Source organism: Streptomyces sp. MCA2, from assembly GCF_023544705.1.
Classification (GTDB): Bacteria; Actinomycetota; Actinomycetes; order Streptomycetales; family Streptomycetaceae; genus Streptomyces; species Streptomyces decoyicus.
In genome coordinates, this window is record NZ_JAMJFM010000065.1 from 13,337 (window position 1) to 37,044 (window position 23,708).

At 70.2% G+C, this 23,708-nt stretch carries 29 protein-coding genes; 20 read left to right on the top strand and 9 right to left on the bottom strand.

All coding sequences use genetic code 11. The annotated features are described in order from the left end of the window. Positions 1-2: 2 nt before the first annotated feature. Together M8I34_RS35960 and M8I34_RS35965 are read right to left on the bottom strand one after the other, a co-directional pair. On the bottom strand, positions 3-1,049 hold the full coding sequence (locus M8I34_RS35960) for an alpha/beta hydrolase (RefSeq protein ID WP_250056996.1): 1,047 nt from the start codon (positions 1,047-1,049) through the stop codon (positions 3-5). Positions 1,050-1,145: 96 nt separating this feature from the next. Beyond that, positions 1,146-2,828 (bottom strand): bifunctional 3'-5' exonuclease/DNA polymerase, encoded by a 1,683-nt coding sequence (locus M8I34_RS35965; RefSeq protein ID WP_250056997.1) that lies wholly within the window; start codon positions 2,826-2,828, stop codon positions 1,146-1,148. Positions 2,829-3,473: 645 nt separating this feature from the next. On the opposite strand from M8I34_RS35965, the gene M8I34_RS35970 reads away from it, so the two are divergent. The 8 genes from M8I34_RS35970 to M8I34_RS36005 all read left to right on the top strand — a co-directional run bounded on the left by M8I34_RS35970 (position 3,474) and on the right by M8I34_RS36005 (position 9,218). Further along, positions 3,474-3,719: a chaplin gene (locus tag M8I34_RS35970; RefSeq protein WP_030992081.1), complete on the top strand. Its 246-nt coding sequence runs from the start codon at positions 3,474-3,476 to the stop codon at positions 3,717-3,719. A gap of 244 nt (positions 3,720-3,963) precedes the next feature. Further along, the gene (locus M8I34_RS35975; RefSeq protein ID WP_250056998.1) at positions 3,964-4,362 is read left to right on the top strand and encodes a rodlin; all 399 of its coding nucleotides are present in this window, start codon (positions 3,964-3,966) and stop codon (positions 4,360-4,362) included. A gap of 361 nt (positions 4,363-4,723) precedes the next feature. Further along, positions 4,724-4,957: a chaplin gene (locus M8I34_RS35980; protein ID WP_030992077.1), complete on the top strand. Its 234-nt coding sequence runs from the start codon at positions 4,724-4,726 to the stop codon at positions 4,955-4,957. Positions 4,958-5,279: 322 nt separating this feature from the next. Continuing rightward, positions 5,280-5,531 carry a hypothetical protein gene (locus tag M8I34_RS35985; protein WP_048828870.1) on the top strand — a complete coding sequence of 84 codons (252 nt, stop codon included), beginning with the start codon at positions 5,280-5,282 and terminating at the stop codon, positions 5,529-5,531. Positions 5,532-5,896: 365 nt separating this feature from the next. Beyond that, on the top strand, positions 5,897-6,292 hold the full coding sequence (locus M8I34_RS35990) for a rodlin (protein ID WP_250057000.1): 396 nt from the start codon (positions 5,897-5,899) through the stop codon (positions 6,290-6,292). Between the two features lie 526 nt (positions 6,293-6,818). Beyond that, positions 6,819-7,211 (top strand): rodlin, encoded by a 393-nt coding sequence (locus M8I34_RS35995; RefSeq protein WP_250057002.1) that lies wholly within the window; start codon positions 6,819-6,821, stop codon positions 7,209-7,211. Between the two features lie 142 nt (positions 7,212-7,353). Beyond that, positions 7,354-7,974 (top strand): chaplin, encoded by a 621-nt coding sequence (locus M8I34_RS36000; RefSeq protein WP_250057004.1) that lies wholly within the window; start codon positions 7,354-7,356, stop codon positions 7,972-7,974. Between the two features lie 398 nt (positions 7,975-8,372). Next, positions 8,373-9,218, top strand: a complete 846-nt coding sequence (locus M8I34_RS36005; RefSeq protein ID WP_250057006.1) for a nitrilase-related carbon-nitrogen hydrolase — start codon at positions 8,373-8,375, stop codon at positions 9,216-9,218. A 61-nt stretch (positions 9,219-9,279) separates the two neighbouring features. Here M8I34_RS36005 and tatA read toward each other — a convergent pair whose 3' ends face one another. The 3 genes from tatA to rpmB form a co-directional block, all read right to left on the bottom strand. Further along, positions 9,280-9,477, bottom strand: coding sequence for a Sec-independent protein translocase subunit TatA (tatA, locus tag M8I34_RS36010; protein ID WP_037840173.1), 198 nt, complete (start codon positions 9,475-9,477; stop codon positions 9,280-9,282). A 113-nt stretch (positions 9,478-9,590) separates the two neighbouring features. Next, positions 9,591-9,896, bottom strand: coding sequence for a 30S ribosomal protein S14 (rpsN, locus tag M8I34_RS36015; protein ID WP_030992065.1), 306 nt, complete (start codon positions 9,894-9,896; stop codon positions 9,591-9,593). Beyond that, positions 9,896-10,132: a 50S ribosomal protein L28 gene (gene rpmB, locus M8I34_RS36020; RefSeq protein WP_030992063.1), complete on the bottom strand. Its 237-nt coding sequence runs from the start codon at positions 10,130-10,132 to the stop codon at positions 9,896-9,898. Before rpmB ends, rpsN begins: the two co-directional genes overlap by 1 nt. Before the next feature lie 73 nt (positions 10,133-10,205). Here rpmB and rpmG point away from each other — a divergent pair, with 73 nt between their 5' ends. The 5 genes from rpmG (at position 10,206) to M8I34_RS36045 (ending at position 12,763) form a co-directional block, all read left to right on the top strand. Further along, positions 10,206-10,370, top strand: a complete 165-nt coding sequence (gene rpmG, locus M8I34_RS36025; RefSeq protein WP_250057008.1) for a 50S ribosomal protein L33 — start codon at positions 10,206-10,208, stop codon at positions 10,368-10,370. Positions 10,371-10,375: 5 nt separating this feature from the next. Continuing rightward, the gene (locus tag M8I34_RS36030; protein WP_250057010.1) at positions 10,376-10,630 is read left to right on the top strand and encodes a type B 50S ribosomal protein L31; all 255 of its coding nucleotides are present in this window, start codon (positions 10,376-10,378) and stop codon (positions 10,628-10,630) included. Then, positions 10,630-11,778, top strand: coding sequence for a GTP-binding protein (locus M8I34_RS36035; RefSeq protein WP_250057012.1), 1,149 nt, complete (start codon positions 10,630-10,632; stop codon positions 11,776-11,778). Before M8I34_RS36030 ends, M8I34_RS36035 begins: the two co-directional genes overlap by 1 nt. Before the next feature lie 103 nt (positions 11,779-11,881). Further along, entirely contained in the window at positions 11,882-12,118 is a 237-nt protein-coding gene (gene rpsR / locus M8I34_RS36040; protein ID WP_250057014.1) for a 30S ribosomal protein S18, read from the top strand. A gap of 405 nt (positions 12,119-12,523) precedes the next feature. After that, positions 12,524-12,763: a DUF397 domain-containing protein gene (locus M8I34_RS36045; RefSeq protein ID WP_244419517.1), complete on the top strand. Its 240-nt coding sequence runs from the start codon at positions 12,524-12,526 to the stop codon at positions 12,761-12,763. Positions 12,764-12,886: 123 nt separating this feature from the next. Here the strand turns inward: M8I34_RS36045 and M8I34_RS36050 are convergent, their stop codons facing one another. Beyond that, entirely contained in the window at positions 12,887-13,369 is a 483-nt protein-coding gene (locus M8I34_RS36050; protein WP_030992055.1) for an ATP-binding protein, read from the bottom strand. A gap of 314 nt (positions 13,370-13,683) precedes the next feature. Between M8I34_RS36050 and M8I34_RS36055 the strand changes: the two genes are divergently transcribed. The 6 genes from M8I34_RS36055 to M8I34_RS36080 all read left to right on the top strand — a co-directional run bounded on the left by M8I34_RS36055 (position 13,684) and on the right by M8I34_RS36080 (position 19,470). Then, positions 13,684-14,547 (top strand): helix-turn-helix transcriptional regulator, encoded by an 864-nt coding sequence (locus M8I34_RS36055; protein ID WP_078889781.1) that lies wholly within the window; start codon positions 13,684-13,686, stop codon positions 14,545-14,547. An 84-nt stretch (positions 14,548-14,631) separates the two neighbouring features. Continuing rightward, entirely contained in the window at positions 14,632-16,089 is a 1,458-nt protein-coding gene (locus M8I34_RS36060) for an aldehyde dehydrogenase family protein (protein ID WP_250057016.1), read from the top strand. Between the two features lie 134 nt (positions 16,090-16,223). Beyond that, positions 16,224-16,772, top strand: a complete 549-nt coding sequence (locus tag M8I34_RS36065) for a DinB family protein (RefSeq protein WP_250057018.1) — start codon at positions 16,224-16,226, stop codon at positions 16,770-16,772. A gap of 63 nt (positions 16,773-16,835) precedes the next feature. Continuing rightward, positions 16,836-17,540: a PadR family transcriptional regulator gene (locus tag M8I34_RS36070; RefSeq protein WP_250057020.1), complete on the top strand. Its 705-nt coding sequence runs from the start codon at positions 16,836-16,838 to the stop codon at positions 17,538-17,540. A gap of 80 nt (positions 17,541-17,620) precedes the next feature. Further along, positions 17,621-18,682, top strand: coding sequence for an ATP-binding cassette domain-containing protein (locus M8I34_RS36075; protein ID WP_250057022.1), 1,062 nt, complete (start codon positions 17,621-17,623; stop codon positions 18,680-18,682). Continuing rightward, positions 18,679-19,470: an ABC transporter permease gene (locus M8I34_RS36080; RefSeq protein ID WP_250057024.1), complete on the top strand. Its 792-nt coding sequence runs from the start codon at positions 18,679-18,681 to the stop codon at positions 19,468-19,470. Before M8I34_RS36075 ends, M8I34_RS36080 begins: the two co-directional genes overlap by 4 nt. Before the next feature lie 364 nt (positions 19,471-19,834). Here M8I34_RS36080 and M8I34_RS36085 read toward each other — a convergent pair whose 3' ends face one another. From M8I34_RS36085 to leuE, 3 genes are all read right to left on the bottom strand, one after another. Beyond that, complete coding sequence (locus tag M8I34_RS36085; RefSeq protein ID WP_250057026.1) at positions 19,835-21,250, bottom strand: glutamate decarboxylase; 1,416 nt, start codon at positions 21,248-21,250, stop codon at positions 19,835-19,837. Between the two features lie 16 nt (positions 21,251-21,266). Next, positions 21,267-21,890 carry an NAD(P)H:quinone oxidoreductase gene (gene wrbA, locus M8I34_RS36090; RefSeq protein WP_250057029.1) on the bottom strand — a complete coding sequence of 208 codons (624 nt, stop codon included), beginning with the start codon at positions 21,888-21,890 and terminating at the stop codon, positions 21,267-21,269. 157 nt (positions 21,891-22,047) lie between these two features. After that, on the bottom strand, positions 22,048-22,713 hold the full coding sequence (leuE, locus tag M8I34_RS36095; protein WP_250057031.1) for a leucine efflux protein LeuE: 666 nt from the start codon (positions 22,711-22,713) through the stop codon (positions 22,048-22,050). Between the two features lie 115 nt (positions 22,714-22,828). Between leuE and M8I34_RS36100 the strand changes: the two genes are divergently transcribed. Next, positions 22,829-23,587, top strand: coding sequence for a MerR family transcriptional regulator (locus M8I34_RS36100; RefSeq protein ID WP_250057033.1), 759 nt, complete (start codon positions 22,829-22,831; stop codon positions 23,585-23,587). The last annotated feature ends 121 nt before the right edge of the window (positions 23,588-23,708 follow it).

Below are 23,708 nucleotides of genomic sequence, written 5' to 3' on the forward strand. Positions count from 1 at the left end.
CCTCACACCACCGCCGGACACGTCGGATACAACGCCGCCTTCAGCTGCCCCGTCCAGTGCGCCGCCATCTCCTTCGCCACCCCGGTGTCCGCCGCGTACAGCTCGAAGCCGTGCCAGGCACCGGGCACATTGCGGACCGTGACCGGCACCCCCGCATCCATCAGACGCCGGGCGTAGGCCAGCCCCGCGTCGCGCATCGGATCGAGATCGCAGACCAGAACATGGGCCGGCGGCAGCCCCGACAGCTCCGTGGCGCGGGCCGGCGCGGCATACGCCTCCGCCGTCGCCGTCCCCTCCGGAAGGTAGTGCTTCCAGGACGTCTGGACGCCGCGCCCGTCGAGCACCCGCGCCTCCCCGGCCCCTTCCGCGTCCGCCGCCTCGTCCGCCCCGACCCGGTCATCCAGATCCGGTACGCACAGCGACTGGAAGGCGAGCGCAGGACCACCCCGGTCGCGGGCCATCAGGGCAACAGCGGCACTGAGCCCACCGCCCGCGGACTTGCCCGCCACAGCGATCCGCCCGGGATCGATGCCCAGCGCGGCAGCCCGCCCCGCCGCCCATTCCAGGGCGAGATAACAGTCCTCCACCCCGGCCGGGTAGCGGTGCTCCGGGGCGAGGCGGTATTCGACGGTGAGGACGACAGCGGGCAGTTCACGGCAGAGTTCGATGGCCACGCGGTCCTGGCCCGGCAGCGACCGGCCGAGGGCGAACCCACCACCGTGGAAGTGCAGCACGGCGGGCAGCGGGTCACCTCCGCTCCCGGGGGCGGCGCCGTTCGCGCCCTCTTCCGGGACGGCGCCCACCGCCCCCTCCGGACGGTAGACCTCGACCATCAGGACGCTGCCGTCCGCCCGCGGGATGCCGAACCGCTCGCTGCACACGCCCGTACGGTCGGCCGGGAAGGATGCCAGCATCTCGTGGAACTCCTGGCGCGTGGCCTCGATGTCCGCATACGGATCGGGGAGCCGCGGCAACGACGCGAATGCCGGGACGAGTTCGGGATGCACGCGTCTCGCGGTCCGGTCGGTCATCTCGGGCTGGACGCTCATACGGGGCGCTCCTCCTTCAGGACGGACGTACCAGGGCTTCTGCTCACGATCGCCACCCGCACGCCCGCACCGGCCCTGCGGTGCCGGCCGCCCGGATCACTTCGCGTCCGCATAGCACTCCACCACCGCCGTGGTGAACGGGAAGCGGACCGGCGTCTCCCCGAACGCGATCCGCCCTGCCGCCGCGGCCGCCTCCGTGACCGCCTCGGCGACCGTCGCCGCCTCCGAGGCGGGACAGTGCACGATCACCTCGTCATGCTGGAAGAAGACCAGCTCGGCGCGGAGCCCGCCCGCCGACAGCGCGCGGCGCAGCGCGGCCAGCATCAGCAACGCCCAGTCGGCGGCGCTGCCCTGGACGACGAAGTTGCGGGTGAAGCGGCCACGGGCGCGGGCGGCGGCCGAGCTGGAGCCGTACGCCGCGGACGGCTCCTCCTCCTGGGGCAGGCCCGCCTCGTCGGGCGGCGCCACGGACGCGGGCGGGCAGGTACGGCCCAGCCAGGTGCGCACCAGCCGCCCCTCCTCGCCCGCGCGCGCCGCCTCGTCCACATATGCCACCGCGGCCGGATAGCGGCGGCGCAGATCGGCCATGTGCTTGAGGGCGTCGCCGGAGGTCTGGCCGTAAATGGCGCCCAGCAGGCCGAGTTTGGCCCGGGCGCGGTCGCCGCCGAACGCGCGGGCCGCCAGATCCGCGTACAGATCCTCGCCGCTGCCGGCCACGTCCATCAGGCCCCGGTCACGGGAGACGGCCGCCAGCACCCGGGGTTCCATCTGGTCGGCGTCGGCGACCACCAGGCGCCACCCCGGGTCGGCGAGCACGGCCTGCCGGATCACCTTGGGGATCTGGAGCGCGCCGCCGCCGTTGGCGGTCCAGCGGCCGGAGACCGTGCCACCGGGCAGATACTCGGGGCGGAAGCGGCCGTCGTGCACCCACTGCTGGAGCCATGACCACCCATGAGCGGTGTACAGACGGTAGAGCGTCTTGTACGCCAGCAGCGGCGCCACAGCGGGGTGATCGATCTGCTGCAATTCCCATTTGCGGGTCGAGGTGAGGGAAATCCCGGCACGGGCAAAGGCCTTGATGATGTCGTTGGGCAGATCAGGGCGCACCCGCGCGCCCTCCCCGAAGGCCCGGGACACCTCATCGGCCAGCTCCGCCATCCGGCGTGGCTCCCCGCCGCCCGGATAGCGCTCGCCCAGCAGCCCGTCGAGCAGCTTGCGGTGCACATCCGCCCGCCAGGGCACCCCGGCCCGCCCCATTTCCGTGGCGACCAGCGTGCCCGCGGATTCCGCGGCGAGCAGCAGCCGCATCCGGTCCGGATGCTCCGCCTTCTCCGTACGCGCCACCTGGCCGGCGTAGACCTCCAGCAGCGCCGTCAGCTCGTCCGTGCCGGGCGGCAGCGGCACCGGGCCCGGGTCGAACAGCGACGGCTGGGTCTGTGCCGTACGGACGGGCGGATCCGGCGGGACGGGCAGGCCGTGCCGCCGGGCCCAGGCGGCGGCCAGCGAACGCGGCTGACCGGACTGGCCCTCCTCATGCCCGATCAGCAGCGCCTCCGCGGCCTCCACGTCGTAGCACCGCTCGACCCGCACCTCCGCCGCCAACAGCCTCCGGTAGATCTCCGCGGTGGACCGCCACACCCACCGCTCGACCTCGGGACGCGAGCGCACGGCCTCGGCGAGTGAGGGCTCCCGCAGCACCGGTCCGGCAGGCCTGCCGTCCTGGGCGAGCGGGCAGAGACGAGCACCCCCGTCGCCCGTCTCCACCACCGCCCATCTCATGTCCCTGAGTCTTCCACCAGGGTCTGACATTCACCCTGACCAGCGCGGACGACACGATCCCCGCCCGCGACGCAGCGAGCGCGCACCGGTCCCGGCACCGCCCGTGCCGTACGTACGGCGAGCGGGCGATCACGCTCTGTGTGGCGGGCGAGGTGAACGACTCCTGCCTCCAGGCGCCCCGGCACAACCTCCCCGCCCAGGCGCAGGGTTTGAGGACAGCGCCACGGCGAGCGCCGCCGCACGGTCACGTCATCCGGCATCTTCTGTCCAACGCCAGGGCCGAGTTCGGCGACGGAGCCGACCTGGCCTGCACCCCGGCCGGTCAGCGCCCGACGAGCTCCTCGACCGGGGCGCCCGTCCCTTGGCGCCGGACTCTGCTGCAAAAGACATCAGGAAAACACCTGTGCGCGGAACACCTTCATGGCGCCATTGCGCGCGAATCCCGCGACAATCGGCGCTGGCCGTAGGCGGGTTGGGGTGACGCGTCTCCATGAGGGACACGGAGTCGCCGCCTCCTTTCGGACAAGCAAGCGCCGTATTCACCCGATTGAACCGCTACTTTTGCCCGAGTTGGTGAGTTGAGCAGCTTGTCGCTCTAAGCGGCGCGTACAGATACCTGAATGCTGCTCAGTGAAGAGGTTCACCGTGAAGTTTGTCTCGAAGGCCGCCGTCCTGTCCGCTGCCGCGGGCATTGCCGTTGTGGGCGGGGCCGGTGTGGCCAGTGCCCATGGCGGTGCCGGCGCCGCGGGTGTCGCCCAGAACTCCCCCGGTGTCATCTCCGGCAACCTCATCCAGGTCCCGGTCGACGTGCCGGTCAACGTGTGCGGCAACACCATCAACATCGTCGCCCTGCTGAACCCGGCGTTCGGCAACACCTGCCTCAACACCTGATCCTCGCACAGCACTTGAGGCCCGGCCCGCAAGGTCGGGGCTTTCGATGCCAAAGGCCGGTACGGATTCTTCGTACCGGCCTTTGAAATGCCAAATGGCGCCCCGGAGGGTGAACACCGCCCGGGTCCAGTGATATGTATCTATGGTTTCGTGGCATTCGGGTGAAACGGCGAAACCGCACCCCCAGAAGCGAGTTGACCAGAGCGCTCCGTATACGGGCACTCCGCTTCTAGAAGGGTAAATCGTGATCAAGAAGGTCCTGGCCACGACGGCTGTAGCCGCGTCCATCGTCGGCATTTCGGCGGCGGTCGCCCCCCAGGCGATGGCTGTTGGCAACGACAACGGCACCTCCACGGTCAACGGCAACGGCGCCGCTTCGGCGTTCGGAAACTCCACCACCAGGGGCAAGATGAGCCCGCAGCTGGAGCTCGTCCAGGGTTCGCTGAACAAGCTGTGCCTCGCCCTGCCCAAGGTGAACGCCGGCATCGCCCCGCTGGCCGTGGTGCAGGACATCAACGTCCTGTCGTCGCCGCAGAACCAGCAGTGCGTCGAGAACTCGAGCCAGGCGAAGGGCGACGAGCCGCTGTCGCACATCCTGGACGACATCGCGGTGCTCTCCGCCAACGGAGTCGGCAACCGCTGACCCGGCCATCGGTCGCAGGCCCGGCCGCCGGCTCTCTCTTCCTGAGCGGTCCGGGCCCGCGACACCCCCTTACGAGCCGTAAGACCGAAGATTTTCCTGCCTTTTCCGGCGGGAATTGTTATTCGGCGGGTGCCTCGCACGTTCGAACTCCGGTGTTTTTTCCGCGTCGTATGCGCGGTGGCAATCTCCTGAAACGTTCTTGCACCCTTCGGGCGATTCCTCCGAAAACTTCCCGGTAAGAGTTTCGTCCACGAGGAGAAATCGTTACCAATATCGGCAGCGGCGTTACGGGCGAGCAGATCAGCGCCCGAGCGACACGACGGTCGTGTTCGCTACGGACCCGCTGCAGGAAGGGCTCAAAGTGAAGTACGCAAAGGTCGCAGCAATCACTGCCGGTACGCTCATGGCGGTGGGCTCGGCTGCGCCGGCGTTCGCCGACGCGGGTGCCGCGGGTGGCGCCAAGAACTCTCCCGGTGTGCTCTCCGGAAACGCCATCCAGGTGCCGGTTCACATCCCGGTCAACCTCTGCGGCAACACCGTCAACATCGTTGCGCTGCTGAACCCGGCGTTCGGCAACAACTGCCTGAACCACTGACTCGAAGAGATTCGAGCCGTGTTCATTTGATCCGGTCCCGGTGTGCGCTGTCGTCTGCGCACCGGGGCCGGTCGGTGTTCGGCCCCGGCCCCGGCCGCTGAAATCGCAAAAGCCCGCACCTTTTGAGTGGCGTGGTCAAGAATGCGGAACTTCAGAGTTTCTCCACGAGACGGCACTCGTTAGTCAGGGTGAATGCGGTGATCCGAGCAGTGAAGTGAATGCTCACGCGGCGCTTGTGCCGCGGCACCTTCAAGCACCGCCCGAGAAGGGACAGTTGAAAGTGAAGTACGCGAAGTCTGCCGCAATTGCTGTTGGTTCCGTCATGGCGCTGGCTGCGGCCGTGCCCGCTTTCGCCGCCCAGCCCGGCGCTCCGACCATGAGCCTCAACGGCGGTCTGACGGACGCGCTGAGCAGCAAGCAGCTGGACGGTCACCAGCTTGCACCGCTGGTCAAGACGGTCAAGACCACGACGGACAAGGTCAAGTCGACCAGCGCGAAGAAGCTGCTCGGGAACGTCACCGGAGCCGCCGCCAAGAACGGCAAGCTGCTCGGCGGTCTGCCCCTCGGCAAGTAATTCCCGGGCGCGCGGCCTCGTCCGCCGGCCGAGCGGGCACCGAGCAGTTCGCCGGTGCGGGACGTGATGTTCGTGAACCTCGCCTCACCGGCGGATTGCTCCCCGGCCGACCGGCGCGGATATTCACGGTTCATCGTTTCCGGATTCCGCAGTCGCCGAATGCTTCGCGAGCCCCGGCCGAAGCCTCTACTCGGGGGCCCGTGGCCCTTCGAATGCGTCCCGCCTGTATGTCCCGGGCGGTTCCCCTTCTCGGTATGACCGACCAGGGGCAAGCTCATTTGAGTGAATCAGCACAACCCAACTCAATTCTTTCGAGTTGGGCAGCGTGCCCGTCCCAGGGCAACCCGAAACACGAAGGACTATCAATGATCAAGAAGACACTTGCGACCGCAGCTGTAGCTGTGTCCATTGTCGGAATTGCCGCCGCTGCCGCCCCTCAGGCGATGGCCACCGGCAACGACCACGGAACCTCGACCGTCAACGGCAACGGTGCGAAGCAGTTCTACGGCAACTCCACCACGTACGGCTACATGAGCCCGCAGATCGGCTTGATCCAGGGCTCGCTCAACAAGCCGTGCCTGGCCCTGCCCAAGCTGAACCTCGGCGGCGCCGGAGCCGTCATCCAGGACATCAATGTCCTGTCGTCGCCGCAGAACCAGCAGTGCACCGAGAACTCGACCCAGGCCAAGGGCGACGAGCCGCTGTCGCACATCCTGGACGACATCGCGCTGCTCTCCGCCAACGGTGCCGGCAACCACTGAGCGGCTGAGTAAGGCCCGGGCCGCCCAGCCCTCCTTCTTCTGGGCGGCCCGGGTTTTTGCTGCCATGGTTGCGCGAATCGGGTGCGTCCGGAGCGGCAGCGGTGGACACCGGTGCGCGGAATTGTTATTCGCCCGTGACTGATATTCGGCGCACCGGATCGTTGAGAAGGATGTGTGGAGGGAAGCATGCCAATGCCCTTGTGAAATTGATGGGGTCGCCAGGGCATTGGCATGCCGGCCGAGAACACAGGGCAGGGCCTGCGTATCCGTTCATCGGCGGCGTGGGCCCTTTGTCATACCGTCCGCCCGGAAAGCTGCTCCCGGTCCGAGGAATGAAATTCGGTTCACCCGACCGGTTCGGAAAGGGTGACGCCGGGCGATATGGGTCCACTTAGTGCACGTGACGTCTTTTCCGGGAAAGCCATCGCCGTCTGTTCGGGTGATGATGCGGAACCCGTGCGGGTGTGACGGGTTATTCAAACAGGGCTCCCGTGCCGGGAGTTCGTTCTCCTGAAGGGTTTGCACGATGAAGAAGATGATGGCGGGTGCGGCAATTGCGGCCTCGCTCGTGGGAATGTCCGCGGCGGCCGCCCCGCAGGCCATGGCGATCGGCAACGACCGCGGCACGACCACGGTCAACGGCAACGGTGCCAAGTCGCTCTACGGCAACTCCACCACGACCGGCCAGCTGAGCACCCAGCTCGGGCTCGTCCAGGGCTCTCTGAACGACCTCTGCCTGGGCCTTCCGAAGGTCAACGCCGCTCTCGCGGGGCTCGTTGCCCAGGACATCAACATCCTGTCGTCGCCGCAGAACCAGCAGTGCGTCGAGAACTCGAGCCAGGCGAAGGGCGACGAGGCGCTGTCGCACATCGTGGACGACCTCGCGGTGCTGTCCGGCAACGGCGTCGGCAACCGCTGACGGCGATCCGGCTCCGGCCGGTCCACCGCTTGCGACTCCGGGGGGTCGGCTCCGCTCACGCGCTGCCGACCCCCCGGTCGCGCGAGCACCACCGGCGTGCGGGCGGCAGCTCGTACGCCATGACGGAGACGAGGGGTGAGAGATGCGACAGAGCCTGAAGACGTGCGTGTTCGTAGTGGCGGCGGCGTCGGGCGTGCTCGGCGCGGGCGGCGGCGTGGCGTATGCGGATGCCGGCGCCGGGGGCGGCGCGACGAACTCTCCCGGGGTGCTGTCCGGGAACAACATCCAGGTGACCGTGGACACCCCGGTCAATGTGTGTGGCAACTCGGTCGACGGGGGCGCGGCGCTCAACCCGGCCATGGGCAACACCTGCGGGAACGGTGCGCCGCCCGCGGCGGCCCTGCACCGGCCTCCGCCGGTGCAACGGACCTCGGTGGCCCGGCAGCCACTGGGGGCCGAGCAGGCCCCGGGGGTGCATTGGACGACCCCGGAGGCGGAGCACCGCGCGGAGCCGGAGCGGCGACCGGCCCCGGAGCGGGCCGAGCACCCTGCCGCAGCGCCGGTGGCGCCCGCCCCCGGGCCCGCCCCGCGGCTCGCGCAGGAGGAGCGGGCGGGAGCGGTGGCGCGGGCCGGGGCGTCGGCGGGCTCCGCGCTGCTGGCGTCCACCGGGCCCGGTGAGCTGGGCGTGATGGCCGGTGCGGGCGGCGGTCTGCTGGTGGGCGGGGCGCTGCTGCTGCGCAGGGGCCGTGCGCGCCACAGGTGAGCGCGAGGAGCCCAGGCGGCGGGCCGGGTGCTCCCTGGGGTCTCCAGGGGCTCGGCGGCCGGCCGAGCGGGTCCGGCGGGCCGCTCGGCCTGGGCCGCCCGGTCGAGCCGGCCGTCGGAATTTCCGGACGGCTCGACCGGGCCGTCGTACCGCTGTCGCCGGGCGGTGCTGCGGCTGGAAGCGGCCCTGCGGGGGGTACGACGGATCGTGCAGATCAACGCGCGGAAGCGGTGTCCGGTACGGGGAGGATCGTTCTTTCGCTCATTGGTGGGGACCCGTCTTCCGGGTGTTTGAACCGGTGCGGAACCGGGAGCGCCGCGGGGGCCGTGCCGCTCTCCTCAACCTCTGGCAAAATTGGGATGAAAGCCACAAAAGTAATGGGTCGATGAGGTGGGGCCATGCTCATTGCGCTGGCGCAGACGGACTGTGTGCTGGGCGAGGTGGCGGAGAACCTCGATGCCGCCCGTGAGCAGATCGAGCAGGCGGCGGCGCAGAGCGCGGATCTCGTCGTCTTTCCCGAACTGAGCCTGCACGGTTACCACTTGGGCGCGCTCAAGCGCGACGAGGCCCTGGAGGCCAGCGATCCGCGGCTGCTGGGGCTCAGTACTCTCGGCCCCGATGTGCTGGTCGGCTTCCACGAGCACACCAGCCTGCGGGCGTACAACACCGCGGCGCACTACTCGGCCGGCGAGCTGGTGCATGCGCACCGCAAGCTGTACCTCCCCAACTACCTGGCCTGGGAGGAGCGCAAGCACGTCAGCCCGGGGCAGTCGCTGCGGGCGTACGAGCTGAAGCGGGCCAGGAGCGGCGGCCGGGGCGCGACGCTGGTGTGCAACGACGCCTGGCAGCCGACGCTGCCGTGGCTGGCGGTGCAGGACGGCGCGGAGGTGCTGTTCGTCCCGACCAACAGCGCGGCGAGCCTGGATCCGGAGGCGATGGACACCGGCCTGTACTGGGACACGCTGCTGTCCTATACGGCGCGGATGCTCCAGTGCTGGGTGGTCTTCGTCAACCGGGTGGGCAATGAGCTCGGCGCGACCTTCTGGGGCGGCTCACGGGTGGTGGACCCGCGGGGCGCGGTGGTGGCGCAGGCGCCCAAGTGGGAGCCCTCGCTGGTCACCGTCGAGATCGATCTCGCCGAGGCGCGGCGGCAGCGGCGTGCGGTACCGCTGGTCGCCGAGGCCCGGCTGGGGCTGATCGACCGCGAGGTGCGGCGGCTGATCGACGAGGGCGGCGACCACTAGGGGTCCGGGCGGCGACCGCCAGGGCCCGTCCGGCGGGTCCGGGGCGGGCGGCGGCCCGGTGTCAGTGGCGGGCGGCGGAATCCGCGTGGGGTGTTCCGTCCGGGCGGTCGTCCTTGAGGGACTTGGCCTCGGACTTGAGGATGCGCATCGAGCGGCCCAGGCCGCGCGCCATGTCGGGCAGCTTCTTCGAGCCGAAGAGCAGCACGAGGACCGCGATGATCAGGAGCAGATGCCAGGGCTCGAAGGCGTTGCGGAGCATGAGCGCGCTCGCTTTCGTCGGGGATGCCGGCGGACGTTCTGTCCAGTATTACCCGAACGGTCCGGCCGTCCGGTCCAGGGGGGCGTCCCCGGGGCCGGACGGCCGGCGGCGCGTTACCAGCTCGACTTGCGGACCCCCGGCAGATAGCCCGCGTGCGCCTGCTCGCGCAGCCGTACCCGGGAGAGGCCGAAGGCGCGGAAGTAGCCGCGCGGGCGCCCGTCGACGCTGTCGCGGTTGCGTACCCGGGTGGCGCTGGCGTCCCGCGGCTGGCGGGAGAGTTCGCGCCGGGCGGCGGTGCGCTCCTGCTCCGGCGTGTGCGGGCTGCGGATGACGGCCTTGAGGACGGCGCGCCGGGCGGCGTAGCGGGCGACGGTCGCGCGGCGCTTCTCGTTCTTGGCGATCTTGCTCTGCTTGGCCATCAGACCTTCTCCCCTCGTGCGCGGATACGGGCCACGGCGGCCTCGATCCCGATCATGTCCACGGTCTTGAGGCCCCTGGCGCTCAGCGTGAGCCGGATGTGGCGGCCCTCGCTCGGGAGCCAGTAGCGCTTGCGCTGGATGTTGGGGTCGAAGCGGCGCGAGGTGCGGCGGTGCGAATGGGAGACGGAGTTGCCGAAGCCCGGCTTGCGGCCGGTCAGCTGGCAGTGGGCGGACACGGTGCGGTCCTTCCGGTCGGGGCCCCTGGTGGGAGCCTATTGAAAATGGAAACCATTTCCGTATACTAACCACATGGCCCGCAACGAACTACGCCCGGTCGTCAAGCTCCGGTCCACCGCCGGCACCGGCTACACCTACGTGACCCGCAAGAACCGCCGTAACGACCCCGACCGCCTGGAACTGCGCAAGTTCGACCCGGTGGCCGGCCGTCATGTCGCCTTCCGAGAGGAGCGCTGAGCACCGTGCAGTCCGGAATCCACCCCGCATACGAGCCGGTCGTCTTCCGCGACCGGGCCGCCGACTTCGCCTTCCTGACCTGCTCGACCGCGACCAGTGACGCGACGGTCGAGTGGACGGACGGCAACACCTATCCCGTCATCGACGTCGAGATCTCCTCGGCGAGCCACCCCTTCTACACGGGCACCGCCCGGGTGCTGGACACCGCGGGCCGCGTCGAGCGGTTCGAGCGCCGCTACGGCAAGCGCGAGGCCCGCTGATGGAACGGCTCCCTGTCGTGCTGGTGGGCGGCCTGCACGCGGAGGCGCGGCGGGCCGCCGTCGAGCGGCTGCTGCGGTCCGTCCCCGGCAGCGTCGCCCTCCACCACGACCTCGCCTCCGCCGCCGAGGGCACCGTGCGGCGCACGGTCCGCGATGCGGGCGGCATCCTCGACACCGGATCGGCACCGCTGGTCAACGACTGTGCCTGCTGTGCGCTGCGCGAGGACCTGGTGCCCGAGCTGGAGCGGCTGGCCGCCGGCCGCACCTGCCGGCTGGCCGTCGTGGAACTGTGGGACTCGGTCGAGCCCAAGGCGATGGCCGAGGTGGTCACCGCCTGCGGCAGCGAGAACTTCGCACTCACCGGTGTCGTCACCGCCGTCGACCCCGCGCTGCTGCTGCCCTACCTCGGCTGCGGCGACGACCTCGCGGAGGCCGGCCTCGCCGCCGCGGCCTCCGACCAGCGCACGGTCGCCGACACCTGGGCGCGACAGCTGGAGTACGCGCCGGTGCTGGCGATCGCCACGGGGGAGGAGGCGGCGGAGCCGGCCGACCTCGCCCTGCTCGACCAGCTGCATCCGATGGCCCTCCGGGTCCCCGTGGAATCAGGGGAGTTGGCGGCCGCGGCGACGGCTGGTTTCGATGTGGCGGCGGCCGCGGCGCGCCAGCACCCGGCCTGTGCGCTGCTGCCGCAGGAGGCCGACGCGGAGGGCGTCGGCACGCTCGTATGGCAGCAGACCCGGCCCTTCCACCCCGAGCGGCTCTACGGCGCGCTGGAGGATCTGACCTGTGCGGCCGCGCGCAGCCGGGGCCGGTTCTGGCTGGCCGACCGCCCGGACACCCTGCTGTCGTGGGACGCGGCCGGCGGCGCGCTGTGCGTGGAGAACGCCGGGCCGTGGCTGGCCTCGCTGCCGGACGCCGCATGGGAGATGGTGCCGCCGATGCGCCGGGCCGCCGCCGCGCTGGACTGGCACCCCGAGCACGGGGACCGCGCCCAGCATCTGGTCTTCACCTCGCCGGGCCTGGACCGTGAGGGACTGGAGTCCCTGCTGGAGTCCTGTCTGCTCACCGACGCCGAGTACGAGGGCGGCCCGCCGGCCTGGAAGAGCCTGCCGCCCGCCTTCGACGCACTCCTCGACCCCGTTTCGTAGGAGGGGCCGGGGCCGTCCGTACGGAACCGGTCGTTCCGGCACGGGCCGGTCGCCCCGGCGCACACATCAGCACCTCTCACCCCGCACGTACAAGGAAGTTCTCATGCCCCGTCGGCACGACCCGCGCAGGACGCCCACGCCCCGCCCCAATCCGCTGGACGCGGCGGGCATCACGTACATCGACTACAAGGACACCGGTCTGCTGCGGAAGTTCCTCTCCGACCGCGGCAAGATCCGCAGCCGCCGGATCACCCGGGTCAGCGCGCAGCAGCAGCGGCAGCTCTCCCGGGCGATCAAGAACGCGCGGGAGATGGCGTTGCTCCCGTATGCGTCACGGTGACGGTCGCCTTCCGGTGACGGCCGCCGCTCGGTGACGGGTGCCGTCCGGTGACGGGCGGGAGGTCCCCTGCGGGTGACGCGCAGGGGGCCTTCTCGTGTGTACGGGGCCACTCGGCAGGGCGGGCCGGCCGGGCGACCGCCCGGACCCTGGAACCCGTGCGGCGTGGCATACGTCTCTCCCTCGGCGATGAGGGCTTGGGCCCGGTCGGCCCGTACCAGGTGTAAGAGGCATCGGATCAGGGGCGATGGCCTGCGGCCGACGGTGCGCAGGGGGCCGGACCGGGTGCTCGACGAGCTGTGACGGCCTCGGCACCCGTTGTCGTGCACGTGCATCTGCGCATGCATCCGCATGAGAACGCAGCTATGCTCCCGGGCAGTTGACACCATTTATCACCGGGAGACCCCTGTGCTCCACGCATACAACGGCATGGCCGCCACGGATCTCCGCGATGTGGCATGGCAGAAGAGCAGGCACAGCAACTCCCAGGGCTCCTGTGTGGAGTTCGCCAAGCTGCCCGGGGGTGACATCGCGGTGCGCAACTCCCGCTTCCCGGACGGACCCGCGCTCGTCTACACACCGGCCGAGGTCCAGGCGATGCTGCTCGGCATCAAGGACGGCGAGTTCGACCATCTCGTACGGGACTGAGCGCCCGTCGGCGGCCGGGCGGCCGCCGGAGTGCGGGCCCCGTATGCGGCGCGGTGCGCGCACCGGGCGGCACAGCGCAACCGGGCGCCCGTAGGTGACGGTGCGCCCGGTGTGAGGAAGCGGCTACGGCAGCCGGAACTGCGCCCACACGATCTTGCCGTGTGCGGCACCGGCCAGCGGATGCCAGCCCCAGCTGTCGCTGAAGGACTCCACGAGATACAGCCCGCGGCCCGACTCCGCGGCGGAATCCGCCTCGCCGGCGACCGGTGAGTCATCGCTCGGGTCCCGTACGGCACAGATCAGCCGCGAGGACCAGCGCATCAGATGGATCCGGGCGGGCGGCGCGGCGTCGGGATGCTCCGGGGCGGCGAGGATCGCGTGCCGCAGGGCATTGGTGACGAGTTCGGAGACCACCAGGGCGACCGAGTCGAAGAGGTCGTCCAGATCCCAGCCCTGAAGGGTCTCGCGAGTGAACGCACGTGCACAGCGCACCGATTCATAGCGAGCCGGGAGTGTGCGGGATGCGGAGCCGGAGACAGCCAAGGGGTCGACGGGAGGAAAGCCCTGCCATAACGGCTCGAGCATGGTCAAAACCTTGGTCCCCATGCGAGGCACTCCTGGCGTTCGCGGACGTCATGACCCTGGCCGGTCAGCCGGATCTGGCGGATCTTTCACGAGCGTGCATGCGTGCGACGCCTATGGTTCCCAATGCGCGGGACAGATGCAAGGGCAGATGCACGTGCACGTGACGCGATTGCACCGGCACGGGATGATTCCTCCGGAATTCTTCCTGCCGCTTCGCGTGGAGGGCTTGCGGGAGCCTCACATATCAGTAACCGGATGAGCACTCAACGAAGCCCGAACGTGGCAGACTGCGGCCCACTGTTGGGACAGGGCGGGGTCACAGGAGGGTCTGAGAGGTGTCCGCAAGTGAGTCGAGCGGGTCGGTGGTGCGGCGGATCCTGCTCGGGTCGCAGCTCCGCCGGCTGCGTGAATCGCGTGGGATAACCCGTGAGGCGGCCGGCTACTCGATCCGTGCGTCCGAATCGAAGATCAGCCGCATGGAGTTGGGCCGCGTGAGCTTCAAGGCACGTGATGTGGAGGACCTGCTCACGCTGTACGGCGTCGGTGACGAGCAGGAGCGCGAGGCGCTGCTGTCGCTGGCGCGGGAGGCGAATGTCGCCGGGTGGTGGCACAGCTATACCGATGTGCTGCCCGGCTGGTTCCAGACGTATGTGGGTCTGGAAGGCGCCACGTCCCTCCTCCGCGTCTACGAAGTCCAGTTCGTGCACGGTCTGTTGCAGACGGAGGCCTATGCGCAGGCCGTCGTCAGACGCGGCATGCCGGATGCCGGGCCCGCCGAGATAGAACGTCGCGTCGCGCTCCGTCTGGAGCGCCAGAAGCTGCTGGTGGCCGAGCGGTCTGCGCAGTTCCACTGTGTGCTGGACGAGGCCGCGCTGCGTCGCCCGTACGGCGAACGTGCCGTCATGCGCGAGCAGATGAAGCATCTGATCGAGGTGTCCGAGCGCCCCAATGTGCGGCTTCAGGTGATGCCCTTCAGTCTGGGAGGGCATGCGGGCGAGAGCGGAGCCTTCACCATGCTCGGCTTCCAGGAGTCGGGTTTGCCGGACGTCGTCTATCTGGAGCAGCTCACGAGTGCGCTCTATGTCGACAAGCCCGAAGAGGTGGCGCAGTACGCGCGGGTGATGGACCGCCTCCAGGAAGAGGGGCCGAATCCGGCCGAGACCAGGGACCTGTTGCGTGGTCTACTCCAACTGATGTGACGCATCGGTAGGATGGCGCACCATCAGGAGTCAGCACCCCCCAATGCGGCGCCCTGAGCGCCCTGTTCTCCAGATCGGGATGGCATGTCCTACTTCGACGAGTTGGCGTATCAGTTCATCGACGGCGAGTGGCGGGCCGGCAGCGGCTCATGGGACATCGTCGACTTCAATCCTTATAACGGCGAGAAGCTGACCTCCATACCCGTCGCCACGGTCGAGGAGATAGACCAGGCCTACCGCGCCGCGGAGCGCGCGCAGCGGGAGTGGGGCGCCACCAATCCGTACGCCAGGCGGCTCGTCTTCGAGCGCGTGCTGCGGATCATCGACGACCGCGAGGCGGAGCTGGCCGAGACGATCGCCGCCGAGGTCGGCGGCACGCTCGTCAAGGTGGGCTTCGAGCTGCATCTGGCGCGGGAGTTCCTGCGCGAGGCGATCCAGCTGGCGCTGCGCGCCGAGGGCCGCATTCTGCCCTCGCCCATCGACGGCAAGGAGAACCGTCTCTACCGGCTGCCGGTCGGTGTCGTCGGGATCATCAGCCCCTTCAACTTCCCCTTCCTGCTGTCGCTGAAGTCCGTTGCGCCCGCCATCGCCCTCGGCAACGCCGTCGTCCTCAAGCCGCACCAGAACACCCCGGTGTGCGGCGGCGGTCTGGTCGCCAAGATCTTCGAGGAGGCGGGGCTGCCGGCGGGCGTGCTCAACGTCGTGGTCACCGACATCGCCGAGATCGGTGACGCGCTGATCGAGCACCCGGTGCCCAAGACCATCTCCTTCACCGGCTCCGAGAAGGTCGGCCGGCATGTCGCGACGGTCGCCGCCGCGAACTTCAAGCACTCCGTGCTGGAACTGGGCGGCAACAGCGCACTGGTCGTCCTCGACGACGCCGATGTCGACTACGCGGTGGACGCGGCCGTCTTCAGCCGCTTCGTCCACCAGGGCCAGGTCTGTATGGCCGCCAACCGCGTGCTCGTGGACCGCAGTGTGGAGCGGGAGTTCACCGAGAAGTTCGTCGCCAGGGTCGCGGCCCTGAAGGTGGGCGACCCCACCGACCCGCAGACCCATATCGGCCCGCTGATCAACGAGGGCCAGGCCGAGGCGATCACCTCGCTGGTGGACCGCGCGGTCGCCGACGGCGCCTCGGCGCTCCTGCACGGCGAGACCCGGGGCACGCTGGTGGCGCCGAGCGTGCTGAGCGGGCTGCCGGACGACTCCCCGCTGCTGCAACAGGAGATCTTCGGGCCCGTGGTGGTGCTGGTTCCGTTCGACGGCGACGAGGAAGCGGTGCGGCTCACCAACGCGACGCCCTACGGGCTCAGCGGTGCCGTGCACACCAGGGACATCGAGCGCGGGGTGCGGTTCGCCAAGCGCATCGAGACCGGGATGTTCCACGTCAACGACGCCACGGTCCACGACGAGCCGATCGTGCCCTTCGGCGGCGCGAAGAGCTCCGGGGTGGGGCGGCTGAACGGCGACGCGATGGTGGAGGCGTTCACCACCACCAAGTGGATCTCCATCCAGCACGGGCGGTCGCAGTTCCCGTTCTGAGAAGTGCGGGGATCCGGGGCGGTCCGCGGCGAGTTGCGGACAGAAGCTGACCGCAAGGGCTCCTACCTTGAGTGATGTCGAAAGGCGGACGGCGAGAAGCCGGCCGCCGACGGATGTCAGGAAAGGCGGATCCCATGCCCACTCACGTTCTTGCCGAGGCCCACGGCGACGAGGCCGGCGCGCTGCTGGCCTTTCTGGAGGCCCAGCGCGGCGGGCTGCGGCGCTCGGTCCTGGGGCTGACCGATGCCCAGGCGGCCCGGCGGCCGAGCGTCAGTGAGCTGTCACTGGCCGGACTGGTCAAGCATGTCGCGGAGACCGAGCAGACCTGGGTGGAGACCGCGCAGGAACGGCCGCACTCCATCGAGCGGAACGCCGAGACCTGGCACCTGAGCTTCGCGCTCGGGGACGGCGAGAGCCTGGCGGAGGTGCTGGCGTTCTGGGACAAGGTCGCCAGCCGCACGGAGGACTTCATCCGCTCCGTGCCGAGCCTGAACGACACCTTCCCGCTGCCCGAGGCGCCCTGGTACCCGCCGCAGGCCCGGCATTCGATGCGCTGGCTGGTGCTGCATCTGATCGAGGAGACGGCCCGGCACGCCGGCCACGCCGACATCCTCCGCGAGTCCCTGGACGGCAGGACGGCCTTTGCGCTGGTGGACGAGGAGCAGCAGGCGCAGCGGGGGTGAGCGCCCCGCCCTGCCGGGGCGTTCTAGGCTGACGGCAAGGGCGCGTGAGGGATAGAGGAGACGATGTCGGCGATCCGGCTGTTGGTACTGGGCGCCGTGCGGCAGCACGGCCGGGCGCACGGCTATCAGGTGCGCAACGACCTGGAGTACTGGGGTGCCCATGAGTGGTCCAACGCCAAGCCGGGCTCGATCTACCACGCGCTCAAGCAGATGGCCAAGCAAGGGCTGCTGCACGCCCATGACATCGCGCCCAGCACCGCCGGCGGTCCGCCGCGTACCGAGTACGAGCTGACCGCGGCGGGCGAGGCGGAGTACTTCGCGCTGCTGCGCGCCGCGCTCGCCCAGCACGACCAGAAGGTCGACATGCTCAGCGCGGCCATCGGCTTCGTCGTCGATCTGCCGCGGGCCGAGGCGGTGGCGCTGCTCAAGGAGCGGGTGCGGGCGCTGGAGGAGTGGCGGAGCACGGTCACCGAGTACTACACGCCCGAGGAAGGGCCCGAAACGCTCGGCCACATCGGCGAGATCATGAATATGTGGGTGCACTCCGCGGACAGCGGCGCCGTGTGGACGCGCGGGCTGATCGAGCGGATCGAGGGCGGGGCGTATGTCTTCGCCGGCGAGGGGGAGCCGTTCGTCGGCGTGCTGGCGGACGGGCAGGAGAACCCGTACGCGGCGAAGAGTGCGCGCTCCCAGGGGGGCGTGGAGCCCGGAGGCGACGGGGCCGCCGGGCGCGAGGGCGGCGACGGCGCCGCAACGGAAGCTCATTAATCAAGTTTGACTAACCGAGCGGGAGGAATTACCTTTCGGGCGCACGTAGTCAAACTTGACTACAGCCGGGAGGAGATGTCGTGACGGACCGCGATCATGCGATCGTCGTCGAAGAACTGCACAAGCACTACGGCACCAAAGCGGCCCTGGACGGGCTGGACCTGACCGTTCCGCACGGCGTCGTGCACGGTGTCCTCGGACCCAACGGCGCGGGCAAGACCACTCTCGTACGGATCCTGTCCACGCTGCTGCGGCACGACGGCGGCCGGGCCGAGGTCGCCGGCTTCGATGTGCTGCGCCGGCCGGACGAGGTGCGGCTGCGGATCGGGCTGCTCGGCCAGCACGCGGCGGTCGACGAGGAGCTCAGCGGGCGGCAGAACCTGGAGATGTTCGGGCGGCTCTTCCACCTCGGGGCGCGCAGGGCGGGCGAGCGGGCGGACGAGCTGCTGGGGCGGTTCGGGCTCGCCGATACCGGCCGCAAGGCGGTGCGCCACTACAGCGGCGGGATGCGGCGCCGGCTCGATCTGGCGGCGAGCCTGGTGATGGCGCCGCGGATCCTGTTTCTGGACGAGCCCACGACCGGGCTCGATCCGCGGGGCCGTACCGAGGTGTGGCAGGCGGTGCGCTCGCTGGTGGACGGCGGTACGACGGTGCTGCTGACCACGCAGTATCTGGAGGAGGCCGACCAGCTCGCGGACCGGATCTCGGTGGTGGACGGCGGCCGGGTGGTCGCGGACGGTACCCCCGACGAGCTGAAGTCCGCGACCGGAGGCGACCGGATCGATGTCGTCCTGCACGACGCCGGACAACTGGGCCGGGCGGCAAGCCTGTTGGGAGAGGCGCTGGGGAGCGCGGCGGGCGGCGGTGCGGTCGCCGCGGACGCGGAGGGCCGCCGCCTGAGCGTGCCCGTCGCCGACCGGATGGCGGGGCTGGCGGAGGCCGTACGGGTGCTGGCCGCGGCGGGGATCGAGGCCGCGGACCTCGCGGTGCGGCGGCCGACGCTGGACGAGGTGTTTCTGCATCTGACGGGGGACGGGGCGGCCGGCGGCACGGGCGGTGCGGGCGGCACGGGCGGTGCGGCCGGTGCGCGCCCGTCGGCCGCCGCGGCGGGGTACGCCGACAAGGAGGGCACGACGGTATGAGCGGCATGGTGTGGGCGGTCACCGACTCCTGGACGATGACCCGGCGCGGTCTCGCGCACTGGGCGAGACAGCCGGTGCAGGTCATCGTCCAACTGGTCTTTCCGGTGCTGCTGTTGCTGATGTTCGGGTACTTCCTGGGCGGCGGGATGGCCGTGCCGGGCGGCGGCGACTACAAGGAGTACCTCGTCCCGGGGATGTTCGCGCTGACCATGGCGTTCGGGCTCGAATCGACGATGATCGCGGTGACCCAGGACCTCGGCAAGGGGGTGCTCGACCGCTTCCGGTCGATGCCGATGGCGCCGTCCGCGGTGCTGGTCGGACGCAGCGTCCTGGACATGCTCCAGTCGGCGCTGAGCCTGCTGGTGATGATCGGCGTGGGGCTGGCGATGGGCTGGCGCCGGCACGGTGGTGTGCTCGACGCGCTGGCCGCGGTGGGGCTGCTGCTTCTGCTGCGGTTCGCGATGCTGTGGATCGGCATCCATCTCGGTCTGCTCGCGGGCAGACCGGAGCTGGTGCAGGCGGTACAGATCCTGGTCTGGCCGGTGGGCTTCCTCTCCAACGCCTTTGTCTCCGCCGCGTCGATGCCCGGCTGGCTGGGCGCGGTCGCCGAGTGGAACCCGATGTCGGCGACCGCGAGCGCGGTGCGTGAACTGTTCGCCAACCCGCGGTGGTCCGGGGACAGCTGGGCGGCGGGGCACGCGGGGCTGCTGGCCGTGGTGTGGCCGCTGGTGCTGCTCGCGGTGTTCTTCCCGTTGGCGGTACGGAGGTACCGGCGGCTGGGGCGCTGAGAGCGCCCGGGTCCGCACGCCGTCGCGGGGGAGACCGTTTCCGCCGCGACGGCGTGCGGCCGTGGTGCGGCGGGCGTCGCGGCGGGCGTGGGGGCGGGTGCCGGGGACGCGGCGGCCGCCTCCGGCCGGAGCCGACGGGCGTCCCCTGGGGTGACGCCCCTAGGGGGTGTCCGCAAAGTCCCGCCTGGCTCGCGACGCTCCCCCAGCTAACGCTGGGAGGTACCCCCAGGCACGCACGCTCGCTGCGTTGTCGGGATCGTCCACGTAGGCCCACTACGAGGACGACCCTCCGCCTTGCGAGCGCACGCACCAGACGCCGCGAGCCCCGCCCTCCGGGCGGACGACGGGACTTTGCGGACACCCCCTAGTGGTGGAACGCCGTCGCGACGTTCTCCGGGCGCTGCAACGGGCCCGGCTGTTCGCGGAATTCGGGCAGCAGCGCTTCCAGGTCCGCCATGAACAGATCGGCGAGGTCCAGGGAGAAGCCGTTGCGGCAGACCACCCGCAGGACGGACAGGTCCTCGCGCTTCGGGGGGAAGGTGTAGGCGGGGATCAGCCAGCCGCGCTCCCGCATCCGCCGGGAGACGTCGAAGACGTCAAAGGCGGTGACGTCGTCCGCGGTGGTGAAGGCGAAGACCGGCAGCTCGTCGCCGTGGGACAGCAGCCGGAAATCGCCCAGCGCGCCGATCCGTTCGGCCATCGAGCGGGCCACGTCGCGGGTCGCCTGCTGTACGGCGCGGAAGCCGGACCGGCCGAGCCGCATGAAGGTGTAGTACTGCGCGGCGACCTGGGCGCCGGGCCGGGAGAAGTTCAGCGCGAAGGTCGGCATGTCGCCGCCCAGGTAGTTGACGCGGAAGACCAGCTCCTCGGGCAGCGCGTCCGTATCGCGCCACAGGGCCCAGCCGACGCCCGGGTAGACCAGGCCGTACTTGTGCCCCGAGGTGTTGATGGAGGCGACCCGCGGCAGCCGGAAGTCCCAGATCAGCTCCGGGTCGAGGAACGGAGCGATCATGGCGCCGGACGCGCCGTCCACATGGACCGGGATGTCCCAGCCCTTCTGCTGCTGGACCTCGTCGAGCGCCGCGCAGATCCCGGCCACCGGCTCGTACGATCCGTCGAAGGTCGAGCCGAGGACCGCCACCACCCCGATGGTGTTCTCGTCGCACAGCCCGGCGGCGGAGGCCGCGTCCAGATGGAAGCGGTCGCCCTCCATCGGGACCATGCGCGCCTCGACCTCCCAGAAGTTGCAGAACTTCTCCCAGCAGACCTGGACGTTGGCGCCCATGATGAGGTTCGGCCCGGCCTCGCCCGGATAGCGGTCCTTGTTGCGCCGCATCCAGCGCCGCTTGAGGGCCATCCCGGCGAGCATGCAGGCCTCGCTCGACCCGGTGGTGGAACAGCCGATGGTGGCCGACGGATCGGGGGCGTGCCACAGGTCGGCGAGCATCGCCACACACCGCCTCTCCAGTTCGGCCGTGCGCGGGTACTCGTCCTTGTCGATCATGTTCTTGTCCCGGCACTCCGCCATCAGGACGCCGGCCTGCGGCTCCATCCAGGTCGTGACGAACGTCGCCAGATTCAGCCGGGAGTTGCCGTCCAGCATCAGCTCGTCGTGGACGAACTGATAGGCCGTGTGCGGGGAGACCGGGCCGTCGGGCAGGGTGTGCCGCGGCGGCGCGGTCTCCATACCGGCGACCGGGTCGGCCTCGCCGTAGAAGGGGTTGACCGGGTGCTCGGTGTGCTTACGGTCGGATGCCGATGCGCCTTTGTGCAGAGTCATCTGTCGCCACTACCCGTCAACTCGCCGGTGAGAGACCGTGCTTGATGGCCTTCGTGAACTTCACGACGCGCTCCGCCTGGATGCGGGCGGCGGTGCGCGCGTCCTCGTCGAGCGGGGTGTCCGGGCCGCCGACGTGGGAGGTGCCGTAGGGGTTGCCGTCGCGGAACTTCGCCGGGTCGGTGTAGCCCGGTGCCACGAGGATGCCGCCGAAATGGTGGATGGTCTGGTAGAGCGCGAGCAGGGTGGACTCCTGGCCGCCGTGCTGGGTGGCGCTCGCGGTGAAGCCGCTGTAGACCTTGTCGGCCAGTCTGCCCTGCTGCCACAGGCCGCCCAGGGTGTCGAGGTACTGCTTGAGCTGCGAGGTCACATTGCCGAAGCGGGTGGGGGTCCCGAAGATCACCGCGTCCGCCCAGAGCATGTCCTCGTGGGTGGCCTCCAGGACGTCCGCGGTGGCCGCCGCGTTCGCCGCCCAGGCCGGGTTGGCGTCGATCGCGGCCTGGGGGGCGAGTTCCGCGGTCCGGCGCAGCCGCACGTCGGCCCCCGCGTGCTCGGCGGCGTCCGCGATCCGCCGGGCGAGCTCGGCGACGGTGCCGGTCGACGAGTAGTAGATGACGGCGACATGCACGTCGTGCACGGGCATGGACGTACCTCCTCGAACCCGACGATAAGGGCATAAGGGGTACGTGGCCTCCAGGGTTCACCCAGTGGATGGGCGACGGGCGGGCGGCCGTCCCGAAGGACCGCCGCCCGCCCGTTTCCGCGTCCGCGCGAAGGTGCCGGGCCCGCCCGGCGCCGGGTCAGCCCGCGCTCGCCAGCGACAGCTTCGCCGCGAAGCCGAGGAACGCCGCACCGGCGCCCGCGGACAGCCCCGCCGTCAGCCGCTTGCGGCGGCGGAAGGTCGCCGCCAGGAACGTCCCGCTGAAGATCAGGACCGACAGGTACGTGAAGCTGAACAGCTGCGCCCAGGCGCCCAGCGTCAGGAACGACAGCACCGGGTGGGCGTAGGACGGGTCGACGAACTGCACGAAGAAGGAGATGAAGAACAGGATCGCCTTCGGGTTGAGCAGGCTGACCACCAGCGCCCTGCGGTACGGCCGCTCCACGCTCTCCTTCGGCGCCTCGGCCGCCCCGTCCTGCCGCTCGGCCCTGCGCGCCTCCCGGCCGCGCCAAAGCGCCCAGGCGCCGCGCAGCATCCCGACCGCCAGCCACGTCAGATAGCCCGCGCCGGCGAACTTCACGACGGCGAACAGCACCGGGCTGGTCTGGAGCAGCGAGGCCACCCCGCCGGCCGACAGCGTCATCAGCACCGTGTCACCGCACAGCACTCCGGCCGCCGCCCGGTAGGCCACCCGCGGGCCGCGCCGGGCCGCCACCGAAACGACGTACAGCGAGTTGGGACCCGGCAGCAGAATGATCAGCGCGAGCCCCACCAGATACGTGGACAGATCCGTTATCCCCAGCATGTGCGGCAGGATCTCATCCCCCCGTCCGCCGCCTCACCGGCTTTTCATGATGCGGACTTGCACCTCACGTGACGTGAGGACACATCGTGGAGCGCGTACCGAGAAGGGAGCGGAAGTGAGCTATTCGGTAGGGCAGGTCGCCGCCTTCGCCGGGGTGACGGTGCGCACCTTGCACCACTACGACGAGATCGGGCTGTTGCTGCCCGGCGAGCGCAGCCACGCAGGTCACCGGCGCTACGGCGAGGACGACCTGGACCGGCTCCAGCAGATCCTCTTCTACCGGGAGCTCGGTTTTCCGCTCGAAGAGGTCGCGGCCCTCCTGGACGACCGGGACGCCGACCCGCAGGAACACCTGCGGCGCCAGCACGACCTGCTGACCGGGCGGATCGGCAGACTCCAGGAGATGGCCGCCGCCGTCGAACACGCGATGGAGGCACGCAGGATGAACGTACGGCTCACACCGGAGGAGAAGTTCGAGGTCTTCGGGGACTTCGACCCCGACGCGTATGCCGCGGAGGCCGAGGAACGCTGGGGCGGCACGGACGCCTACAAGGAATCGCAGCGCAGGGCGGCCGCGTACACCAAGGACGACTGGAAGCGGCTGACGGCGGAGTTCGACGCCCTGCACCGCGCGATGGCGGATCTGCTCGCACAGGGTGTGCCGGCGGACTCCGAGGCGGCCATGGACGTCGCGGAGGAGCACCGCCGGTTCATCAGCGGCACGTACTACGACTGCCCCTACGAGATGCACAGCGGACTCGGCGAGATGTACGTCACCGACGAGCGGTTCACCGCCACCTACGAGGCCATCAGGCCGGGCCTCGCCGTCTACATGCGGGACGCGATGCTGGCCAACGCCGTCCGCCACCTGTGATCCGTACGGGCCGGGGAAGCGCGCCCCCGGCCCGTACGGCCCGGCCCCGGCCGGATGCGGGCCCCGGAGCCCGCCTGGAACCAAGGGGAGTCACCCGGCGTTGATAGTTTTGGGCCGCACA

What these genes read in the sequence shown, in the direction of transcription:
- M8I34_RS36060 (WP_250057016.1), top strand. Translation starts at nt 14,632, where the DNA reads ATGTCCTACTTCGACGAGTTGGCGTATCAGTTCATCGACGGCGAGTGG.
- leuE (WP_250057031.1), bottom strand. Translation starts at nt 22,713, where the DNA reads ATGCTGGGGATAACGGATCTGTCCACGTATCTGGTGGGGCTCGCGCTG.
- rpsR (WP_250057014.1), top strand. Translation starts at nt 11,882, where the DNA reads ATGCCCCGTCGGCACGACCCGCGCAGGACGCCCACGCCCCGCCCCAAT.
- rpmG (WP_250057008.1), top strand. Translation starts at nt 10,206, where the DNA reads ATGGCCCGCAACGAACTACGCCCGGTCGTCAAGCTCCGGTCCACCGCC.
- M8I34_RS35960 (WP_250056996.1), bottom strand. Translation starts at nt 1,049, where the DNA reads ATGAGCGTCCAGCCCGAGATGACCGACCGGACCGCGAGACGCGTGCAT.
- tatA (WP_037840173.1), bottom strand. Translation starts at nt 9,477, where the DNA reads ATGCTCCGCAACGCCTTCGAGCCCTGGCATCTGCTCCTGATCATCGCG.
- M8I34_RS36000 (WP_250057004.1), top strand. Translation starts at nt 7,354, where the DNA reads ATGCGACAGAGCCTGAAGACGTGCGTGTTCGTAGTGGCGGCGGCGTCG.
- M8I34_RS36080 (WP_250057024.1), top strand. Translation starts at nt 18,679, where the DNA reads ATGAGCGGCATGGTGTGGGCGGTCACCGACTCCTGGACGATGACCCGG.
- M8I34_RS35990 (WP_250057000.1), top strand. Translation starts at nt 5,897, where the DNA reads ATGATCAAGAAGACACTTGCGACCGCAGCTGTAGCTGTGTCCATTGTC.
- M8I34_RS36005 (WP_250057006.1), top strand. Translation starts at nt 8,373, where the DNA reads ATGCTCATTGCGCTGGCGCAGACGGACTGTGTGCTGGGCGAGGTGGCG.
- M8I34_RS36085 (WP_250057026.1), bottom strand. Translation starts at nt 21,250, where the DNA reads ATGACTCTGCACAAAGGCGCATCGGCATCCGACCGTAAGCACACCGAG.
- M8I34_RS36050 (WP_030992055.1), bottom strand. Translation starts at nt 13,369, where the DNA reads ATGGGGACCAAGGTTTTGACCATGCTCGAGCCGTTATGGCAGGGCTTT.
- wrbA (WP_250057029.1), bottom strand. Translation starts at nt 21,890, where the DNA reads ATGCCCGTGCACGACGTGCATGTCGCCGTCATCTACTACTCGTCGACC.
- M8I34_RS36070 (WP_250057020.1), top strand. Translation starts at nt 16,836, where the DNA reads ATGTCGGCGATCCGGCTGTTGGTACTGGGCGCCGTGCGGCAGCACGGC.
- M8I34_RS36065 (WP_250057018.1), top strand. Translation starts at nt 16,224, where the DNA reads ATGCCCACTCACGTTCTTGCCGAGGCCCACGGCGACGAGGCCGGCGCG.
- M8I34_RS36035 (WP_250057012.1), top strand. Translation starts at nt 10,630, where the DNA reads ATGGAACGGCTCCCTGTCGTGCTGGTGGGCGGCCTGCACGCGGAGGCG.
- rpsN (WP_030992065.1), bottom strand. Translation starts at nt 9,896, where the DNA reads ATGGCCAAGCAGAGCAAGATCGCCAAGAACGAGAAGCGCCGCGCGACC.
- M8I34_RS35965 (WP_250056997.1), bottom strand. Translation starts at nt 2,828, where the DNA reads ATGAGATGGGCGGTGGTGGAGACGGGCGACGGGGGTGCTCGTCTCTGC.
- M8I34_RS35985 (WP_048828870.1), top strand. Translation starts at nt 5,280, where the DNA reads ATGGCGCTGGCTGCGGCCGTGCCCGCTTTCGCCGCCCAGCCCGGCGCT.
- M8I34_RS35995 (WP_250057002.1), top strand. Translation starts at nt 6,819, where the DNA reads ATGAAGAAGATGATGGCGGGTGCGGCAATTGCGGCCTCGCTCGTGGGA.